The sequence below is a fragment of the Phormidium sp. FACHB-1136 genome (assembly GCF_014697375.1).
Classification (GTDB): Bacteria; Cyanobacteriota; Cyanobacteriia; order Phormidesmidales; family Phormidesmidaceae; genus Nodosilinea.
The window spans coordinates 1-14,714 of the sequence record NZ_JACJRS010000126.1 but is presented as its reverse complement, the minus strand read 5'-3'; the positions used below and the strand labels follow the sequence as shown (position 1 = coordinate 14,714).

The 14,714-nt window shown below is 59.4% G+C and carries 12 protein-coding genes; 7 read left to right on the top strand and 5 right to left on the bottom strand.

Annotated features, from left to right (window positions below):
* A partial coding sequence (locus H6G62_RS23660; RefSeq protein WP_190499794.1) for an ISAs1 family transposase occupies window positions 1-693 on the top strand: 693 nt, incomplete at its 5' end.
* 150 nt (window positions 694-843) lie between these two features.
* Here the strand turns inward: H6G62_RS23660 and H6G62_RS23655 are convergent.
* Entirely contained in the window at window positions 844-2,343 is a 1,500-nt protein-coding gene (locus tag H6G62_RS23655; RefSeq protein ID WP_190499792.1) for a site-2 protease family protein, read from the bottom strand.
* A 256-nt stretch (window positions 2,344-2,599) separates the two neighbouring features.
* On the opposite strand from H6G62_RS23655, the gene H6G62_RS23650 reads away from it, so the two are divergent.
* Both H6G62_RS23650 and plsY read left to right on the top strand, forming a co-directional pair.
* Complete coding sequence (locus tag H6G62_RS23650) at window positions 2,600-3,295, top strand: MBL fold metallo-hydrolase (protein WP_190499790.1); 696 nt, start codon at window positions 2,600-2,602, stop codon at window positions 3,293-3,295.
* Window positions 3,296-3,539: 244 nt separating this feature from the next.
* Window positions 3,540-4,211, top strand: coding sequence for a glycerol-3-phosphate 1-O-acyltransferase PlsY (plsY, locus tag H6G62_RS23645; RefSeq protein WP_190499788.1), 672 nt, complete (start codon window positions 3,540-3,542; stop codon window positions 4,209-4,211).
* A gap of 35 nt (window positions 4,212-4,246) precedes the next feature.
* On the opposite strand, the gene H6G62_RS23640 is transcribed toward plsY, so the two are convergent.
* Complete coding sequence (locus tag H6G62_RS23640) at window positions 4,247-7,747, bottom strand: AAA-like domain-containing protein (RefSeq protein WP_190499786.1); 3,501 nt, start codon at window positions 7,745-7,747, stop codon at window positions 4,247-4,249.
* A gap of 140 nt (window positions 7,748-7,887) precedes the next feature.
* The gene (locus tag H6G62_RS23635; protein ID WP_190499784.1) at window positions 7,888-9,246 is read right to left on the bottom strand and encodes an AAA-like domain-containing protein; all 1,359 of its coding nucleotides are present in this window, start codon (window positions 9,244-9,246) and stop codon (window positions 7,888-7,890) included.
* A 437-nt stretch (window positions 9,247-9,683) separates the two neighbouring features.
* On the opposite strand from H6G62_RS23635, the gene H6G62_RS28435 reads away from it, so the two are divergent.
* The 3 genes from H6G62_RS28435 to H6G62_RS23625 all read left to right on the top strand — a co-directional run bounded on the left by H6G62_RS28435 (window position 9,684) and on the right by H6G62_RS23625 (window position 11,782).
* A complete protein-coding gene (locus tag H6G62_RS28435; RefSeq protein ID WP_277883055.1) occupies window positions 9,684-9,806 on the top strand; it encodes a hypothetical protein in 123 nt (40 codons plus the stop codon).
* 99 nt (window positions 9,807-9,905) lie between these two features.
* Entirely contained in the window at window positions 9,906-10,709 is an 804-nt protein-coding gene (locus tag H6G62_RS23630; protein ID WP_190499782.1) for a peptidoglycan recognition family protein, read from the top strand.
* 23 nt (window positions 10,710-10,732) lie between these two features.
* On the top strand, window positions 10,733-11,782 hold the full coding sequence (locus H6G62_RS23625) for an RluA family pseudouridine synthase (protein ID WP_242052247.1): 1,050 nt from the start codon (window positions 10,733-10,735) through the stop codon (window positions 11,780-11,782).
* Between the two features lie 326 nt (window positions 11,783-12,108).
* On the opposite strand, the gene H6G62_RS23620 is transcribed toward H6G62_RS23625, so the two are convergent.
* On the bottom strand, window positions 12,109-12,639 hold the full coding sequence (locus H6G62_RS23620) for a RidA family protein (RefSeq protein ID WP_190499780.1): 531 nt from the start codon (window positions 12,637-12,639) through the stop codon (window positions 12,109-12,111).
* Between the two features lie 127 nt (window positions 12,640-12,766).
* Window positions 12,767-13,540, bottom strand: coding sequence for a 1-(5-phosphoribosyl)-5-[(5-phosphoribosylamino)methylideneamino]imidazole-4-carboxamide isomerase (gene hisA, locus H6G62_RS23615; protein WP_190499778.1), 774 nt, complete (start codon window positions 13,538-13,540; stop codon window positions 12,767-12,769).
* Between the two features lie 278 nt (window positions 13,541-13,818).
* Between hisA and fabI the strand changes: the two genes are divergently transcribed.
* Window positions 13,819-14,595 carry an enoyl-ACP reductase FabI gene (fabI, locus tag H6G62_RS23610; protein ID WP_190499776.1) on the top strand — a complete coding sequence of 259 codons (777 nt, stop codon included), beginning with the start codon at window positions 13,819-13,821 and terminating at the stop codon, window positions 14,593-14,595.
* The last annotated feature ends 119 nt before the right edge of the window (window positions 14,596-14,714 follow it).

The window sequence follows — 14,714 nt, the reverse complement described above, 5'->3', positions numbered from 1 at the left end:
CGTCATCTGGGGGTGATCCATCTGCGGCGGATGGAGAATGCCAAGGCCAGTGAGATTCATGTCGCCCAAGCCCTGATGACCGAGGTCTTACCCCAGTTGCCCCCGGGCCAGACCCTCAGCTTGGATGCCTTGCACACCACCGCAACGACCGTGCAGACCATCGTGGCGGCCAACCAGCACTATCTGTTACCCGTCAAAGGCAATCGCCCCCACGCCCACGCCGCCATTGAGGGCATCGCCACCACCGTCCCCCCGCAGGACGAGGCCACCGAGGTGGATACCTCCCATGGTCGCTCCGTTCAACGACAGGCCCAGGTCTTCCCACCCACCCCGGCGTTGCAGGCCCAGTGGCCCGGTCTCGCCTGGGTCGGGGTGGTTCACCGCTGCGGCGAACGCGACCAGAAACCCTTTTCCGAAACGGTCTACTCCCTCGGCAGCGCCCCCTGGACGGCCACTGACCTCCTCCACGCCAGTCAACAGCATTGGCAGATTGAGAACGGCTTGCACTGGGTCAAAGATGTCACCTTTGAGGAGGATGACCCGCCCCGCCGGGGCGGCCATGCCCCCGTCACCTGGAGTATTTTCAACACCTTTGCCATTACCCTGGCCCGACGACAAGGCTGGCGAACCGTGCCCCAAGCCCTCAGAGATTGGGCCAACCGGATCCATCACATTTTTTCTTTATTGGTATGAAACCACCCTGCCTCTCCCAGAATGGAGAGGGGAGCCGGAAATTCGTCAAAGTCCCTCTCTCAACCTGGGAGAGGGGTTTAGGGTGTAGCTTGCTTCCCGCAAGGGTGGGCCGAGATCAGGACAGTAAACCAAGTTTGTGATCGACTGAACCTAAAACAGTAGTCGGGCTAAGGGGCCAGGGAGGGGCAGCACGATCAGCACCAGCAGGGCCAGGGCAAAAAGACCCAGGAGGTCGCGGCGGCTGTCGAGTTCGCTGATGTCGTTGAGGGCGGGTTGATCGACCACTGGAATGAAGAACAGCAAAATCGCCCAGATCAGTAGTTCAGAATGCACGAAGGCCAGCATTAACACCAACAGCCGCGCCACTTGGCCGATGATTGCCCCGGTGCGCTGGCCATACATGGCATGGACAATGTGGCCACCGTCGAGCTGTCCCACGGGCATCAGGTTAAGGGCGGTGACCACCAGGCCCAGGCATCCGGCGATGGCTACGGGATGAAGGTGAACGGCCTGTTCTAGCCCCACCTGGGCACCTAGGGTGAGCTTAATGAACAGGGCCAGCAACACCGAGGCCGTGGGATTAACGGCCTCGAAGCTGAGGAGGCTAGACCCGCTTTCGGGAATGGGTACCACGGTGGATTGGGTCAAACCCCAGATCAGCAGCGGCAGGGTGACGACCAAGCCTGCCAAAGGGCCAGCAATGCCCACATCAAACAAGGCCCGCCGATGGGGCACCGGAGATCGCAACTGAATGAAGGCCCCAAAGGTACCCAGGAAAAAGGGAAAGGGGATGAAGTAGGGCAGAGTGGCGTCCATGCGGTAGCGACGGGCGGTGAGGTAGTGGCCCATTTCGTGGCAACCCAGAATCACCATCAGGGCGAGGGCGTAGGGCAACCCCTGCCAAATCAGGCTGGGATCGGCCTGTTGTTGAGCTTCGGTGAGGCCCAGGAGTCTGGCCCCGGCAGAGGTGGTGGTGAGTAGCGTTATGGTTAACAGCCCTAGGGCAAGGCCCGGTTTAGTCAGGGCTTTGGATTTTCCTTGGGCTTGGGCCTGGATTTGGGGATTGGGTACCAGGGCAAAAACGGGCTTTCCCTGCATTCCCTCCTGGAAAATCACCAAAAAGCGGTCGCCAAATTGCCGCCGCACATTCTCCTTCACCGTCTCGTAGGCTTCGGTGGGGGAGGTGCGCAGTTGCCCCCGACAGATCATCGCCTGGGGCAGGTATTCAATGTTCTGCAAGTAGTAGACCGACCAGGGAAAACAGCCTTGCAGGGCAGATTCTTCCTCTTTGTCAATAGGGCGCAGGGGCGGCTTGGATGGGGCGGCGGGGGATGGAGATTCCGCCGAGGATTCCGCCAAGGATTGGGACGGGGCGGCGGCAGGAGACCCAGACCCCAAGGGTTTGCGGCCCCATTGCACCAACCCCCAATAGAGCAGCGGGCATAGCACAAACAGCCCCAACAACACCCCTAGGGGCAGCGGTTTTTCTGGGCCTTGAACCAGCGCCCAACCCGCCAACACCAGGGCAGGCATCATCATCACCAGCCACAGCAGCCACACGGGGGTGCGGGTGATGGATCCCACACTTTGCTGAACCGTGGCAAAGGTGAACAGACCTAGCAGCAGCAACAAAACCCAAAACACAAGCATGGACAATTAACCATTCACAGTAGGGAGCAACCCGTTCACAGTAGGGGCAACTGATCTATACGGAGAGTGATCTTCAGGGTGTGATCTATCGGGAACTGGTGACCTAGGGCAAGGGGGCGGTAAAGCCGCGTTAGGATTTGGGGAAGGGACTCAACAACCGCTAAAATCAGCATCCTGGTATCACAACGTTGATACCGCAATTACCGATATCCTGCGGCCCCTGCAACCGCCATCGAGTCAAATCCTATCGCGTCCTATGGCCCTCTCCCCATTGTCTACGGCATCCAAACCGCCGCGTTCTGTATTTGAAACCCTCTACGCCTTCGCGCCCAACCGAGACACCCTGGGAGGAACCGCCTACTTTATTGTAGATAACGACTCCAAGGGATCTCCGCAAAATCTCCTAGTCGATACTCCCCCCTGGGACGAAACCACTCAGCAATTTCTAACCGAACAGGGCGGTGTGCGGTGGCTGGTAATCACCCACAGAACCGCCATCGGCAAGGCAGCAGCCCTGCAAAAACACCTCGGCTGCGAGGTGGTGATCCAAGAGCAGGAAGCCTATCTGCTGCCCGATACTCCTACCACCACCTTTCAACAAAACTTTAGGTTTACCCCTCAAATCGAAGCCCTGTGGACTCCGGGCTACTCCCCCGGTTCCGCCTGTGTGTATTGTGAACGCTACGGCGGCGTACTGTTTACCGGACGGCATCTGCTGCCAAACCGCCAAGGCCAGCCCGCACCCCTGCGCTTTTCCAAAACCTTCCATTGGCCCCGCCACCTGCGCCAAGTGGAAGCCCTCAAAACCCGCTTTAGCCCAGAGACCCTGGCTCACCTCTGCCCCGCCGCCAACACCGGATTTCTGCGCGGCCAACGCACCATCGACAACGCCTACGCCCAACTCCAGCAGATTGATCTAGAGTCCCTGCGCTCTGCCCCCGCCCTACTCTAGCCCTCCCCCTACTAGGGATACGCCGCTTGGTTTCATGGCGCAAGTCCTGGGAGATCCCCCTAAATCCCCCTTAGTAAGGGGGACTTTAACTCCGGTTCCCCCTTAGTAAGGGGGACTTTAACTTCGATTCCCCCTTTAGTTTAGTAAGGGGGACTTTAACTCCAGTTCCCCCCTTACTAAGGGGGGCTAGGGGGATCGATTCGCCCTAAACTGTTACTGATGAACGGTTGAAGGGCGTAGAGCATTGGCAATTGTGGCGCTGTTGGTCATCTTAGTTTTGGCCTACCTGCTGGGATCGTTCCCCACGGGCTACCTCTTGGTCAAAGCCCTGAAGGGCATGGATATTCGAGACTATGGTTCCGGCGGCACCGGGGCCACCAACGTGCTGCGTACTGTGGGCAAAGGCCCTGCGTTGGTGGTGTTCGTCGTGGATTTGCTGAAGGGTAGTGCCGCCGTGTGGATGGCCCAGTGGCTTTTTCCGTTGCTGCTGGCCCGTTTCGGTGGCGATGGCTTGGTTTTGGCCCAGCCCTGGGTGGATATGCTGGCGGGGTTGATGGTGCTATTGGGTCACAGCCGCTCGGTGTGGCTGGGCTTCACGGGAGGTAAGTCCGTGGCGTCGGGCTTGGGCGTGTTGCTGGCGATGGCTTGGCCCGTGGCCCTAGGTGCCCTAGGGGTGTTTGGCCTTACCCTCGCCCTCAGTCGCATTGTATCCTTGGGGTCGATGCTGGCGGCGCTGGCGGCGGTGATTCTGATGGTAGTGACTGGACAACCCCTGGCCTATATCCTGGTGGCTATTCTCGGCGGCGGCTATGTGATTTTGCGCCACCGGGGCAATATTCAGCGCCTCTTGGCAGGGACAGAACCTCGGATTGGCCAATCCGCCGTTACCGCCAACCCTAGCTCTACGGAGTCTTAGCCGAGGGAGTCTTGGCAGGCAACCATACAGGGGCGCTAGGGGTCGCAGAGGCGGCGATCTTGGGGACTGAGATCTTCACCATGACGAAGATAATCGCTCACCCAGTCGCAGGCATAGGCCACTGGGTCGAGGGCCATGATTTGCTGAATATCCCAAACGATCAGTTGACCATTGTCGCTCCCAGAATAGAGGCGATGGCCATCGGGGCTAAAGGTGAGGCTGGTGACAATGCTGCGATGGCCAGGGAGGATGGTGCGAAGGGTGCCATCTCGGTTCCACAGCTTAACGGATCCATCAACACCTCCAGTGGCCATAATGTGGCCATCTGGGCTGAAGGCGACCCGCGTTAGGCCGTCGCTTTGGCCGGGAATTTTCTGGAGCGGGCCATCGGGGTAGGCCCAGAGGTAGAGGGTGTCGTCTAGGCTGGTGGCGGCTAGGCGTTGGCCATCGGGACTCCAGGCTACCCCCCAGACGGCTCCGGCATCGGTGATGGGAGTGCGGACCAGGGTGCCGTCGGTGCGCCACAGTTTCACGGTGCCCTCCTCGCTGGCGGAGGCTAGGATCGGCACTTGAGGGCTAAAGGCCAGTTGCCAAATGCGGGAACTATGGGCCTTAAACCGGGTCAGCATCGTCCCCGTAGTATCGCGGATTTGAATCGTGCCATCATCGGTGCCCACGGCCAACGTGAAGGAGGCTTGATCTGAGCTAGGCGGCGCAGACAAAGCCAGCCCAAAGCCGCTGCCTAGGGTTTGATCCGGTTGCCAGGGGGGTGGGGTTTCGGGGAGGGTGGCCTGATTGATGGCGATGCGGTGCAAGCCTGAGGTGCTGGCGGTGAACAGGAGGCTACCCGTGGGGTCAAAGGTGCCTGCCCTGGGGTCAAAGGACAGGTTATGCAACCGTTCTAAATCCCGCCAGATCCGCACTTCTCCAGCGGATCCCATGGAGGCAAAGGTGTGGCCATCGGGGCTGATGGCCAGCGACCAAATGGTATCGGTGTGGCCTGGAAGTTCTCGCATCAGGTAAAGGTTGCGCTGCCAGATCCGCACGGTGCCGTCGTCGCTGGCGGAGGCGGCAAAGGTGCCATCTGGCCCCAGGGCGGCGTCGCGAATGGTGGCCCGATGACCGCGCACCGTGCGAATAAAGGTGCCATCGCTCTGCCAGATATGGGCCTTGCCATCCTTGCCGCTGGCGGCGATAAACGCGCCATTGTCGCTACAGGCCACCCCCAGCAGGGGCGCAGGTTCCGGCGGGGTGAGGGTCTGCACAAGCTGACCATTCCTATCCCATACCTTCACCGTTTGGTCGGAACTGGCGGACACAATCTGATCGCGACCGGGGCAAAAATCCACATCCCACACCTCGGCTTGATGCCCCACCAGGGGCGGCAGCGGTTCCCCATTGATTTGCCAGCGCTGCACCGTACCATCTACCACCGCTGCCACCATCATTTGACTATCGGCACTAAATACCACGTTCCAGGGAATGGTGGTGGTGGGCAGAGTTTGGGCCAGGGTGCCATCGGTGCGCCACAGCTTCACGGTGCGATCTCCCCCCGCCGAGGCGATCCACTGGCCATCGGGGCTGGTGCCCACCCCCCACACGGGCTGGTTGTGCGCCTGGATGCGCTGCACCGGACGACCTTCTAAATCCCACACCTGCACGGTGCCGTCTAGGCTCCCGGTGACAACCCGCTGGGAATCGGCGGTGAAGGCCACCCGATGCACGGTATTTTGGTGCGCTAGGCGATGGGCAAGGCGACCATCCTTGGCCCACAGAATCACGGTTTTGTCGTTGCTGCCCGTGGCGATCCACTGGCCATCGGGGCTGATGTCCACCGTCAGCACGCCCCCCCGGTGCCCCGTCAGGCGATTGCTTTCATTGCTGCCAAAGACGGTTTGGTTCAGCACGGCATTCACCCCATCGCGCAGGTCTGATCCAGGGGATCGCACCCGCCCCAGGGCGCGGTAGGCCCGCAGCGCTTCCACCATGGCATTCAACTGCTGATGGGAGGCGAACTGCCCCTGGGAGGAGGATGTCAGCGCCTTCACCTCCCCCAGTTGACTCCACTGGTACTGCTGCCAGGTGATCCAGCTCAGGCCCAGGGCACCCACCAGGGCCGTAGAAACCACCCCCAACAACACCGTTTTGAGTTGAGCCACTTGACGGGTCTGCCGTAGACTTTGGTTTTCCGCCTGGAGCCGTTCGTTGTCTAGCTTTTGCTGAATCCGTCGCTGCTCCGCCTCCTGGCTGGCCTGGAAAAAGCGGTAGTCTAAATCCCCCAGCCGCCGACTTTGGGGCTTGGCCCAATCCAACACCTGTCGCAGGGCTTCCCCGCGCAGCAGCCGCGACTCGTCGGCATAGCCAGAGGCCGCCCAGGCGTTGAGGGCTTGGGCGTAGGGGCGCAAATTATCCAACTGGGTTTGAATCCAGGCTTCGGAAAACACCGCCCGATAAATGGGATTTTTCACCCGCAGGGTGCCCTCCACCTGGGCCACCAGCCCCGATAGCAGCAGTTCCCGCTGGGGCGAGCTACCGTCGAAGGGCACCTGCCCCTGGGTGAGCACCCGCTGGTAGAGGGCCAGCAGCCGGGGGGCACGTTGTTCGTCATAGAGCAGCCGATCTCGAATGGTACGGAGGTGTTCGGGGTTGTCCTGGCTCTCCCAGTGGTCGATGACGGAACTGAGGACAAGCTGCTCGACCCAGGCTTTCTCGTCTCCTGGGGAAATGGATAACGTTACTAACGGGCTGGCTTGGGCTAAGGCCGTCACCCGCTGACAGAGTTTTTGGGTGAGGAAGGGCTGGCCCCCCGTCCAGTGGAGAATTTCGGCCAATAGCGCCTCTGGGTGCATCACCTGCGGCCCAAACCCCGCTAAAAGGGGCTGACTTTCCGCCAGGGCAAAATCCTGGAGATCAATGGCGCGGCCAACGTTGAAGGGGGTGCGCTGGGGGTCGCGAATGAGATCCGAGGGGGTGGTAACGCCAAACAAACCCCAGGTGAGACGGCCATAGTCGGCCTGGTGCACCCGCTGTTCGTGGCAGGCGCGGATGAAGGCAAAGAAGTCGTTAGCGGGAAAATCCAGACTGAGAACGCTGTCGATTTCGTCCACCAAAATAAATAGCCGTCCTTGGGGCAGACGATCAACGATCTCATCCATCAACAGCCGCAACTGCTGCACCATAGGCAGGGCGTCCCAGGCTTGCCAACGGGCGTTGATGTCAATCTGGCCCAGCAGGCGCAGTTCCCGCAGCAGCACCACCATCACCCCCCGATACCACTGTTCCAGGGAAACCTGGTCACTGCCTAGTTCGGTCATATCCAGGTAGGCACAGCGATGGCCCGCCGACTCTAGGCGCTGACGGATCCGCGTTCTCAGGCTGGATTTGCCCATCTGGCGGGCATTGAACACATAGCAAAACTCCCCTGCCAGCAGCCCCTCCCAAAGTTGTTGGTCAGCGGCCCGCACCACGTAGGTCTCGGCATCGGCAGCAAGGCTACCACCGACCTGATAGGGGTATCGCAAAGGACGAACGGTCACGTCGCGCAGGAGATAGGGGGAGCATGGGCCACATCTCGATCCAGAAAGGGAACAAGCGTTGGTCTTCTGGGGATTGACGAACCGAGGGCAGCGGATCTGAGGGAGGCTCAAAAAGGGGGCTCAAAAAACTCAAGGCCAGCCTAAAGGTCAGCATAGAGGGCCGTGAAATAATCGCGACATAGGGCACACCGAACCTTGGCCCGCCCCCCCTCAATATGTACCAACCCCATGGCCTCCAACCGATGGGCTAGGGGCGCAGCGAGGAGTACGGGATCTTGGGTGGCAAGTACCTGCTGCCAAGCCGATTGTAGATCGGGAGACTGCTGAAAAATCAGCCATAGCCGATGCAAATACTCGCGGTAGATGCCCTCATCGGAGGCGGCTTGGTCTACCAATTGCTGCACGGTTAAATGGCCCGACTGAAGCCAATAGAAGGCCAATTGCAGCAGGTAGGGATGCCCGCCCACCCGTGCCACCAGGGCCGAGACATCCGCGTTGTTGAGGCCAACGTCGTCGAGGCGGTGGCGATGGACGAGGTCGCTGACTTGGTTGGGGGTGAAGAGGGGCAGATCAAGGGGCAGACCCACATTAAAAGGCGACTGATGGGTTTGTAGGGGCAGATCGATCTCGGCGGCGTAGGCCATCACCAGCCGCAACTTGCCCCACTCCGGGCTAGACCGAGCCTGCTCGTACCAGGATCGCAGCATGGCGAAAAAGTTGCTGGCGATGGGGGGATGCTCCGCCAAGTGGTGCAGGGTATCGATGGCTAGCACGAGGGGGGTATCGATACGGCTGAGCACTTGGTCTTGGATGAAGGTGGTACAACTGAGCTTGCTACCCGCACCGGAAAACCAATGGTCACTCACCTTGAGGTTGAGGTTGAGCTTTTGGCTAATGACCCAGCAAAACCAGCGCAAAAAAGCATCAAAATCCTCAAAGAGGATGGCATCGGCCTGCCGCATATCCACCAGGGCCGATGCCATCCCCAACTGTTGCGCCCGCCCAAGCAGTTGGTTGATCAACGAGGTTTTGCCCATGCCCCAGGCACCCTTAAGGCGGAGCAGGCTACCCGACTGTTGTAGGGCTGCACTGGCCATCTCTTCCAGGGGAGGGCGATCCACATACCAGGCCGACTCGAAAGGCAGGGGCGATCCTGGAAACTCCAGCCGACCCTCCTCCGCCTTGGGCACCATCGTAGACACCGCCCCCTTTCGGATTCCCTCCGGCTGGTTGGCCACTTCCGCTAGGATAAATCGCAGCCTTTTTTTGCTAACGGGGTAACCGAGACGCTGGGATAGGGTTTGCCACAAACGGGATCCGATATCTTTTAAGTAGCCCTCCTCATAGCCCGTTTCGATAGCCATTTCACGGTACAACTGATCTTGCCAGGTACGCACAAAAACCAGTTCTTCAACGTAGCTTAACTGCTGGGGAGCGAGAATTTTTTTGACAATCCCCAGGGCAACCTCAACATCCATAAAGCGTAGTGACGACGACATTTATTCAATTAAAACTAGGTAAAAGGTACTTGAGGAGCATCGGTAACTTGCCTATAGTAGCGCCAATGCCCAGGCACTCCATTGGGCAAGGAACGATTAGTTACTAAGGTTAAAAAATAATGATTTAGGTTCACAACTCACCCCCATACCTCTCTCGTGCCATAAGCTGCGCTATGCCCTGTGATAAAAGGCGGTGATTTCGGTTGATTCCTCTTTGGCGTTTTCGTATTTGGCGTTTTCGTACATTCCCCAGGGGCACAACCGTCAAATTACAGAGAGGTCTGAACCTCGAAGGGTAAACGATCCCTCCTTCAAAACCTGAAATCCTTACCAGAGGCGTGATTAGCTTAACATCCAGAGAGTCCTGCCCCAGATTAATGGCAGACTAAACTGACTAAACAGATCTAGGCCATTGCCCGGTTGTCTGACAAACGGCCATGGCCCTCCCCCCAGCCCCTCCCCAGAGGGATTTGACGGTCTATGGGGTCAGCCCATCAGAGGCGTTTCAGGGGTATCCCACCACCCGTCGCAATCTCAGCCAGCGCCTTGGGCGGTTTTAGGGCAATGGCCACAGCGATTTCCCAAAGAGCTAAGCCAGCGCTATAGTCAATGTGGATTTTCCTTGCCCCATCACCTAGGACAAAAGGACGTTGCTTGCCATGACTCGCCGCTGGATTATTGGGCTGTTGAGTATTGCGCTGGTGATCGCTACGGGTTGGGCTCATCGTCCGGCCCAGGCTACGGTTCCCCTACAACCCCTGTCGTCGGTGATGGGGTTGCCCCCGCTGCCCTTGGTTCAGGATCTAGAACCCCGCAAAGCCCTGGAGGCTGGCCCCACAGACTTTAAACCAGCCGAGGATATCCTCTTGGTCCAGGCCACTCCGCGCCAGGTGATGGCCCTCGCCGATCCAAGCAACTATGGGGATCGGTTCGCCACCGATGCCAATGGCAACCCCGTCACCCATGACTTCATTGCTGTCCTCCACGAAACGGTAGGCTCGGCCCAGAGCGCCATCAATCTCTTTCGGACTTACCACCCCCGTGATGCTGACCAGATCAGCTACCACGCCCTGATTGGCCGCGATGGCACCATCTATTACATTGTGCCGCCAGAGAAACGGGCCTTTGGCGCGGGTAACTCGGTGTTCAACGGCCCCAATGGCCCCGAAACCGTCCGCACTAATCCCAACTTTCCCCCCTCGGTGAATAATTTTGCCTACCACGTTTCCCTCGAAACCCCCGGTGACGGCATGAACAACCGCCGCAGTCACAGCGGCTATACCCCGGCCCAATACACCTCCCTGGCTTGGCTGCTGGCCCAAACCACCATCCCCGATAACCGCATTACCACTCACCAAGCTGTAGACCGATCCAACAGCCGGATGGATCCCCGCAGTTTTAATAGCCAGCAGTTTTTCTCCCTGCTGCGCCAATACCCCAGTCGGGCAGGGCTATCGGGCTAGTCTCCCATCGCACGGTGCAAGCCTTGGAATCGCTGGAATCGCTGGAATCGCTGAAAACGGCGGGTAACGGGGGGAACCCTGCGGCAGGTCAGGAGCCTGCGGTGAATCAGGGTTGGGTCTACCAAGACGCCATTGGGGTAGCCCAAGCTGGGGTTTCGCTATTGACCTACTACGCCAAACGCTATCGCCATTCCAGTCGGGAGGAATGGGCAAAACGGCTGGCGACAGGGCAGATTTATCGCAACGGAGCGGTGATTCGGGCGGATGCGATCCTGGTTGCGGGGGATCGACTGGAGTACCACCGTCCGCCCTGGGCCGAACCTCCGGTACCCCTCACCTTCGAGGTCATCTACGAAGATGCCGATCTACTGGTAATCGTCAAACCCAGTGGGTTGCCTGTGCTGCCGGGGGGAGCCTTTCTCACCCATACCCTACTGCATCAGTTGCAGCGGCACTACCCAAATCAAACTCCCACCCCCATCCACCGCTTGGGGCGGGGCACCTCTGGCCTCATGCTGCTGGCCCGATCTCCCCTTGCTCGCTCGGTGTTGAGCCACCAACTGCGGCAGGACACCGCCACAGCCCCAGATCCCAACGCGCCCCACCACATTGTCAAAACCTATCGCGCCCTCGTCGCACCGGGGAACTTGTCTGACTCCTTCACCCTCACGACCCCCATCGGCCCGGTGGATCATCCCTGGTTGGGCCAGGTCTATGCCGCCACGCCCCAGGGTCGCTTTGCCCTCAGTCAAGGGAGGGTGATCCAGCGTTCCCCCATCGCCAACCTGGTGGAGGTCACGATTCGCACCGGACGCCCCCACCAAATTCGGATTCACCTGGCGGCGGCGGGCTATCCCCTACTGGGCGATCCCCTCTATGGCGCAGGTGGGCAACCTCAACTGTCCGACCTCCCTGCCGGACGGGCTCTCCCGGTGCCAGGGGATCTGGGCTATTGGCTCCAGGCCCATCGGATCACCTTCACCCATCCTAAAACCCAAGCCCCCATGACTTTTACCTGCCCCGCCGAACAGGAGGTAAGGACGTTTAGAATCGCGACCCCAAATCCGAATTAGGAAACGAATTAGGAAACCCCGATTCCCGACCCAACAAACGGTAGGGGCAAGGTCTCCTTGCCCACGGATGATACTGGGGGTAAACGAACCGGATTTATAGCTACAGCCAAATTTGTTAGGACAAGGACAGTGCGTTCGCCCTGAGCTTGTCGAAGGGTATGGTTTTAGACTGGGTGATGGGCTTTCTCCTTCGGAGAGGCTAAGCCAACGACAGGCTCAGCCCGAACGTGTCTCAATCAAAATGGCTACAGCTATAGTATGACGCCGTAACGCAGACAAATCCTCCTAACCCGTGTTCACCCTAACCTCCATTCGCCCTGCCCCCATTAGTCTAAGCAGCCTTCGTCCAGGTCTTGGGCGGTGGTGGGTGGGTAGGTGCTGCCATAGGGGTAGGTGTTGGGCTGGATAGGCCGTCCAAAGATAGCGCGGCGGGTCATGGCTGGAGCCTCCGGTGGAGAGGCCAGAGCAGCGGGTTCACAATAGGCCTCAGCCTCAATTTCAATCACCATATCTGGGTTAATCAGCCCCGCCACCTTCACCAGGGTGCTCACTGGAGGATGATCGCCAAACCGCTCCTGATGGGCCTTGGCGATGGCCTCCCACTGATCCAAATCGGTTACATACAGGCGGGTACGCACCACATCGGCCAAGCTTGCCCCCAGATCCCCTAGGGCGTCTTCAATAATGGCCAAACAGCGGTGGGTTTGGGCATAACCATCTCCCGGTGCATAGGTGCCGCCCTGGCCATCGCTGGGAGCCGTTCCGGAGACCGAAATCTGTGCCCCCACCCGCAGCGCACGGCAATAGCCCACGGCTGTTTCCCAAGGGGTACCGGAAAAAACGCGCTGGGGTGCCATAGGTCAAACTCGCAGGGATACAGGGGACTGCATCTTACCCTAAAGGCTTTGGCCTACGCCATGGGGGACAGGCTATCCGCCCAACTTGCTGCCGAAGGAATGGAATCCGTCGGTGAGCGAGAGTGCCTTACCCCCAGGCCGAATCGCCTAGGTTTGGCGGCACATCCTGCCAACGGCCATTGCCCACCGCCCGGATGGCTTCTTTTAGGTTCACATCGCCCGTGTAGATGGCACGACCGACGATGACGCCCTTCACGCCCACGGGTTCCAGCGCCAGCAGCGCCAGCAAATCCCGCAGGGCACCCACCCCGCCAGAGGCAATCACGGGCATCGTCACCGCCTCGGCCATGGTGCGGAGAGCGTCCATATTGGGGCCTTTGAGGGTGCCGTCGCGCTTAATGTCGGTGTAGATGACGGCGGCGGCTCCCCGTTGCTCCATTTGTTGGGCTAGGTCAACGGCCTCCACTTCGGAAATGTCTAGCCAGCCCCGTGTGGCTACTTTGCCGTCCTTGGCATCGATGCCGACGATAATCTGGCCAGGGTATTCAGCACTCAGATCGCTCACCAAATCAGGATTCTCAATCGCCGCCGTGCCCAAAATGGCGTAGCGCACCCCCAAGTCAAATAGGGCTTTGACGCGATCTCGATCCCGCAGGCCACCGCCCACCTCTACGGGCATACTCACCGCCCGCGTGATGGCCTCAATCGCCTGCCAGTTCTCCGGCTTGCCGGACTTCGCCCCATCCAAATCCACTAAATGCAGCCGCGTCGCCCCCTGTTCCTCCCACTGCCGCGCCACTGCCACCGGGTTATCGTCAAACACCTCCGACTGGGCATAGTCGCCCTGATACAGACGCACACAACGGCCTTCCAACAAATCAATGGCGGGGATAACTTCCATGGGTTCAGGTTCTAGACATCACTAAAGACGAAGACTTGGGTCGTTTGCCAAGTCCTGGGGAGCCCTCACCCCTAGCCCCTCTCCCAGGGAGGAGAGGGGAACCGGAAAGATCCTCAAAGTCCCTCTCCCAAGTTGGGAGAGGGATTTAGGGTGAGGGCTGATGAGCGCTTAAACAACAGATATTTCATCTACCAAGCCCATCTATTCTATCGGCCCATCCCCTACCCACGGGTACCAATTTCCCGTAGACTCCAAGATGCGAATCACAACAAAGAACCATGCTAGACCTGACTGGGAAAAACGCCCTGGTAACGGGCATTGCCAACAACCGATCCATCGCCTGGGGCATTGCCCAGCAGCTCCATGCCGCCGGGGCCAACCTCGGCATCACCTACCTACCCGACGAAAAGGGCAAGATGGAGGGCAAGGTGAAGGATCTGGTGGATCCCCTCAATCCCAGTCTGTTTCTGCCCTGCAACGTTCAGGACGAAGCCCAGGTTTCCGAAGTTTTCAGCACCATCGGCCAAGAATGGGGCAAGCTAGATATCCTCATCCATTGCCTCGCCTTCGCCAACCGCGATGACCTCTCCGGCGACTTCAGCAACACCTCCAAAGAGGGCTACCAACTGGCCCTGGATGTCAGTTCCTACTCCTTAATTACCCTCGCCCGTGGAGCCAAACCCCTGATGACCGAGGGCGGTAGCATCGTCACCCTCAGCTATTTGGGCGGCGTGCGCGTGGTGCCCAACTACAACGTCATGGGTATCGCTAAGGCTGCTTTGGAAATGAACGTGCGCTACCTGGCCTCGGAGCTTGGCCCCAACAACATCCGAGTGAACGGCATTTCCGCTGGCCCCATCCGCACCCTGGCCTCCTCCGCCGTGGGCGGAATTTTAGATATGATCCACCACGTCGAAGAAATCGCCCCCCTGCGCCGCACCGTCACCCAAACCGAAGTGGGCAACACCGCCGCCTTCCTCTGTAGCGACCTCTCCAGCGGCCTCACCGGACAAATCCTCTACGTCGATTCCGGCTACTGCATCATGGGAATGTAGCCTATCGGTAACGTAGCGATTATCTTCTTTGTCAAGCTCATCCTGCTAGGCCGTTGCGGCCTCAGGGGTGGCGGGGAGTGGCAGTGAACAGGCGGGTGCTTGCCACATCGTGTCATGAG

Coding starts and splice junctions, on each gene's coding strand:
- H6G62_RS23655 (WP_190499792.1), bottom strand. CDS start 2,343: ATGCTTGTGTTTTGGGTTTTGTTGCTGCTGCTAGGTCTGTTCACCTTT.
- H6G62_RS23650 (WP_190499790.1), top strand. CDS start 2,600: ATGGCCCTCTCCCCATTGTCTACGGCATCCAAACCGCCGCGTTCTGTA.
- H6G62_RS23635 (WP_190499784.1), bottom strand. CDS start 9,246: ATGTCGTCGTCACTACGCTTTATGGATGTTGAGGTTGCCCTGGGGATT.
- H6G62_RS28435 (WP_277883055.1), top strand. CDS start 9,684: ATGGCCCTCCCCCCAGCCCCTCCCCAGAGGGATTTGACGGTCTATGGG.
- H6G62_RS23630 (WP_190499782.1), top strand. CDS start 9,906: ATGACTCGCCGCTGGATTATTGGGCTGTTGAGTATTGCGCTGGTGATC.
- H6G62_RS23620 (WP_190499780.1), bottom strand. CDS start 12,639: ATGGCACCCCAGCGCGTTTTTTCCGGTACCCCTTGGGAAACAGCCGTG.
- hisA (WP_190499778.1), bottom strand. CDS start 13,540: ATGGAAGTTATCCCCGCCATTGATTTGTTGGAAGGCCGTTGTGTGCGT.
- fabI (WP_190499776.1), top strand. CDS start 13,819: ATGCTAGACCTGACTGGGAAAAACGCCCTGGTAACGGGCATTGCCAAC.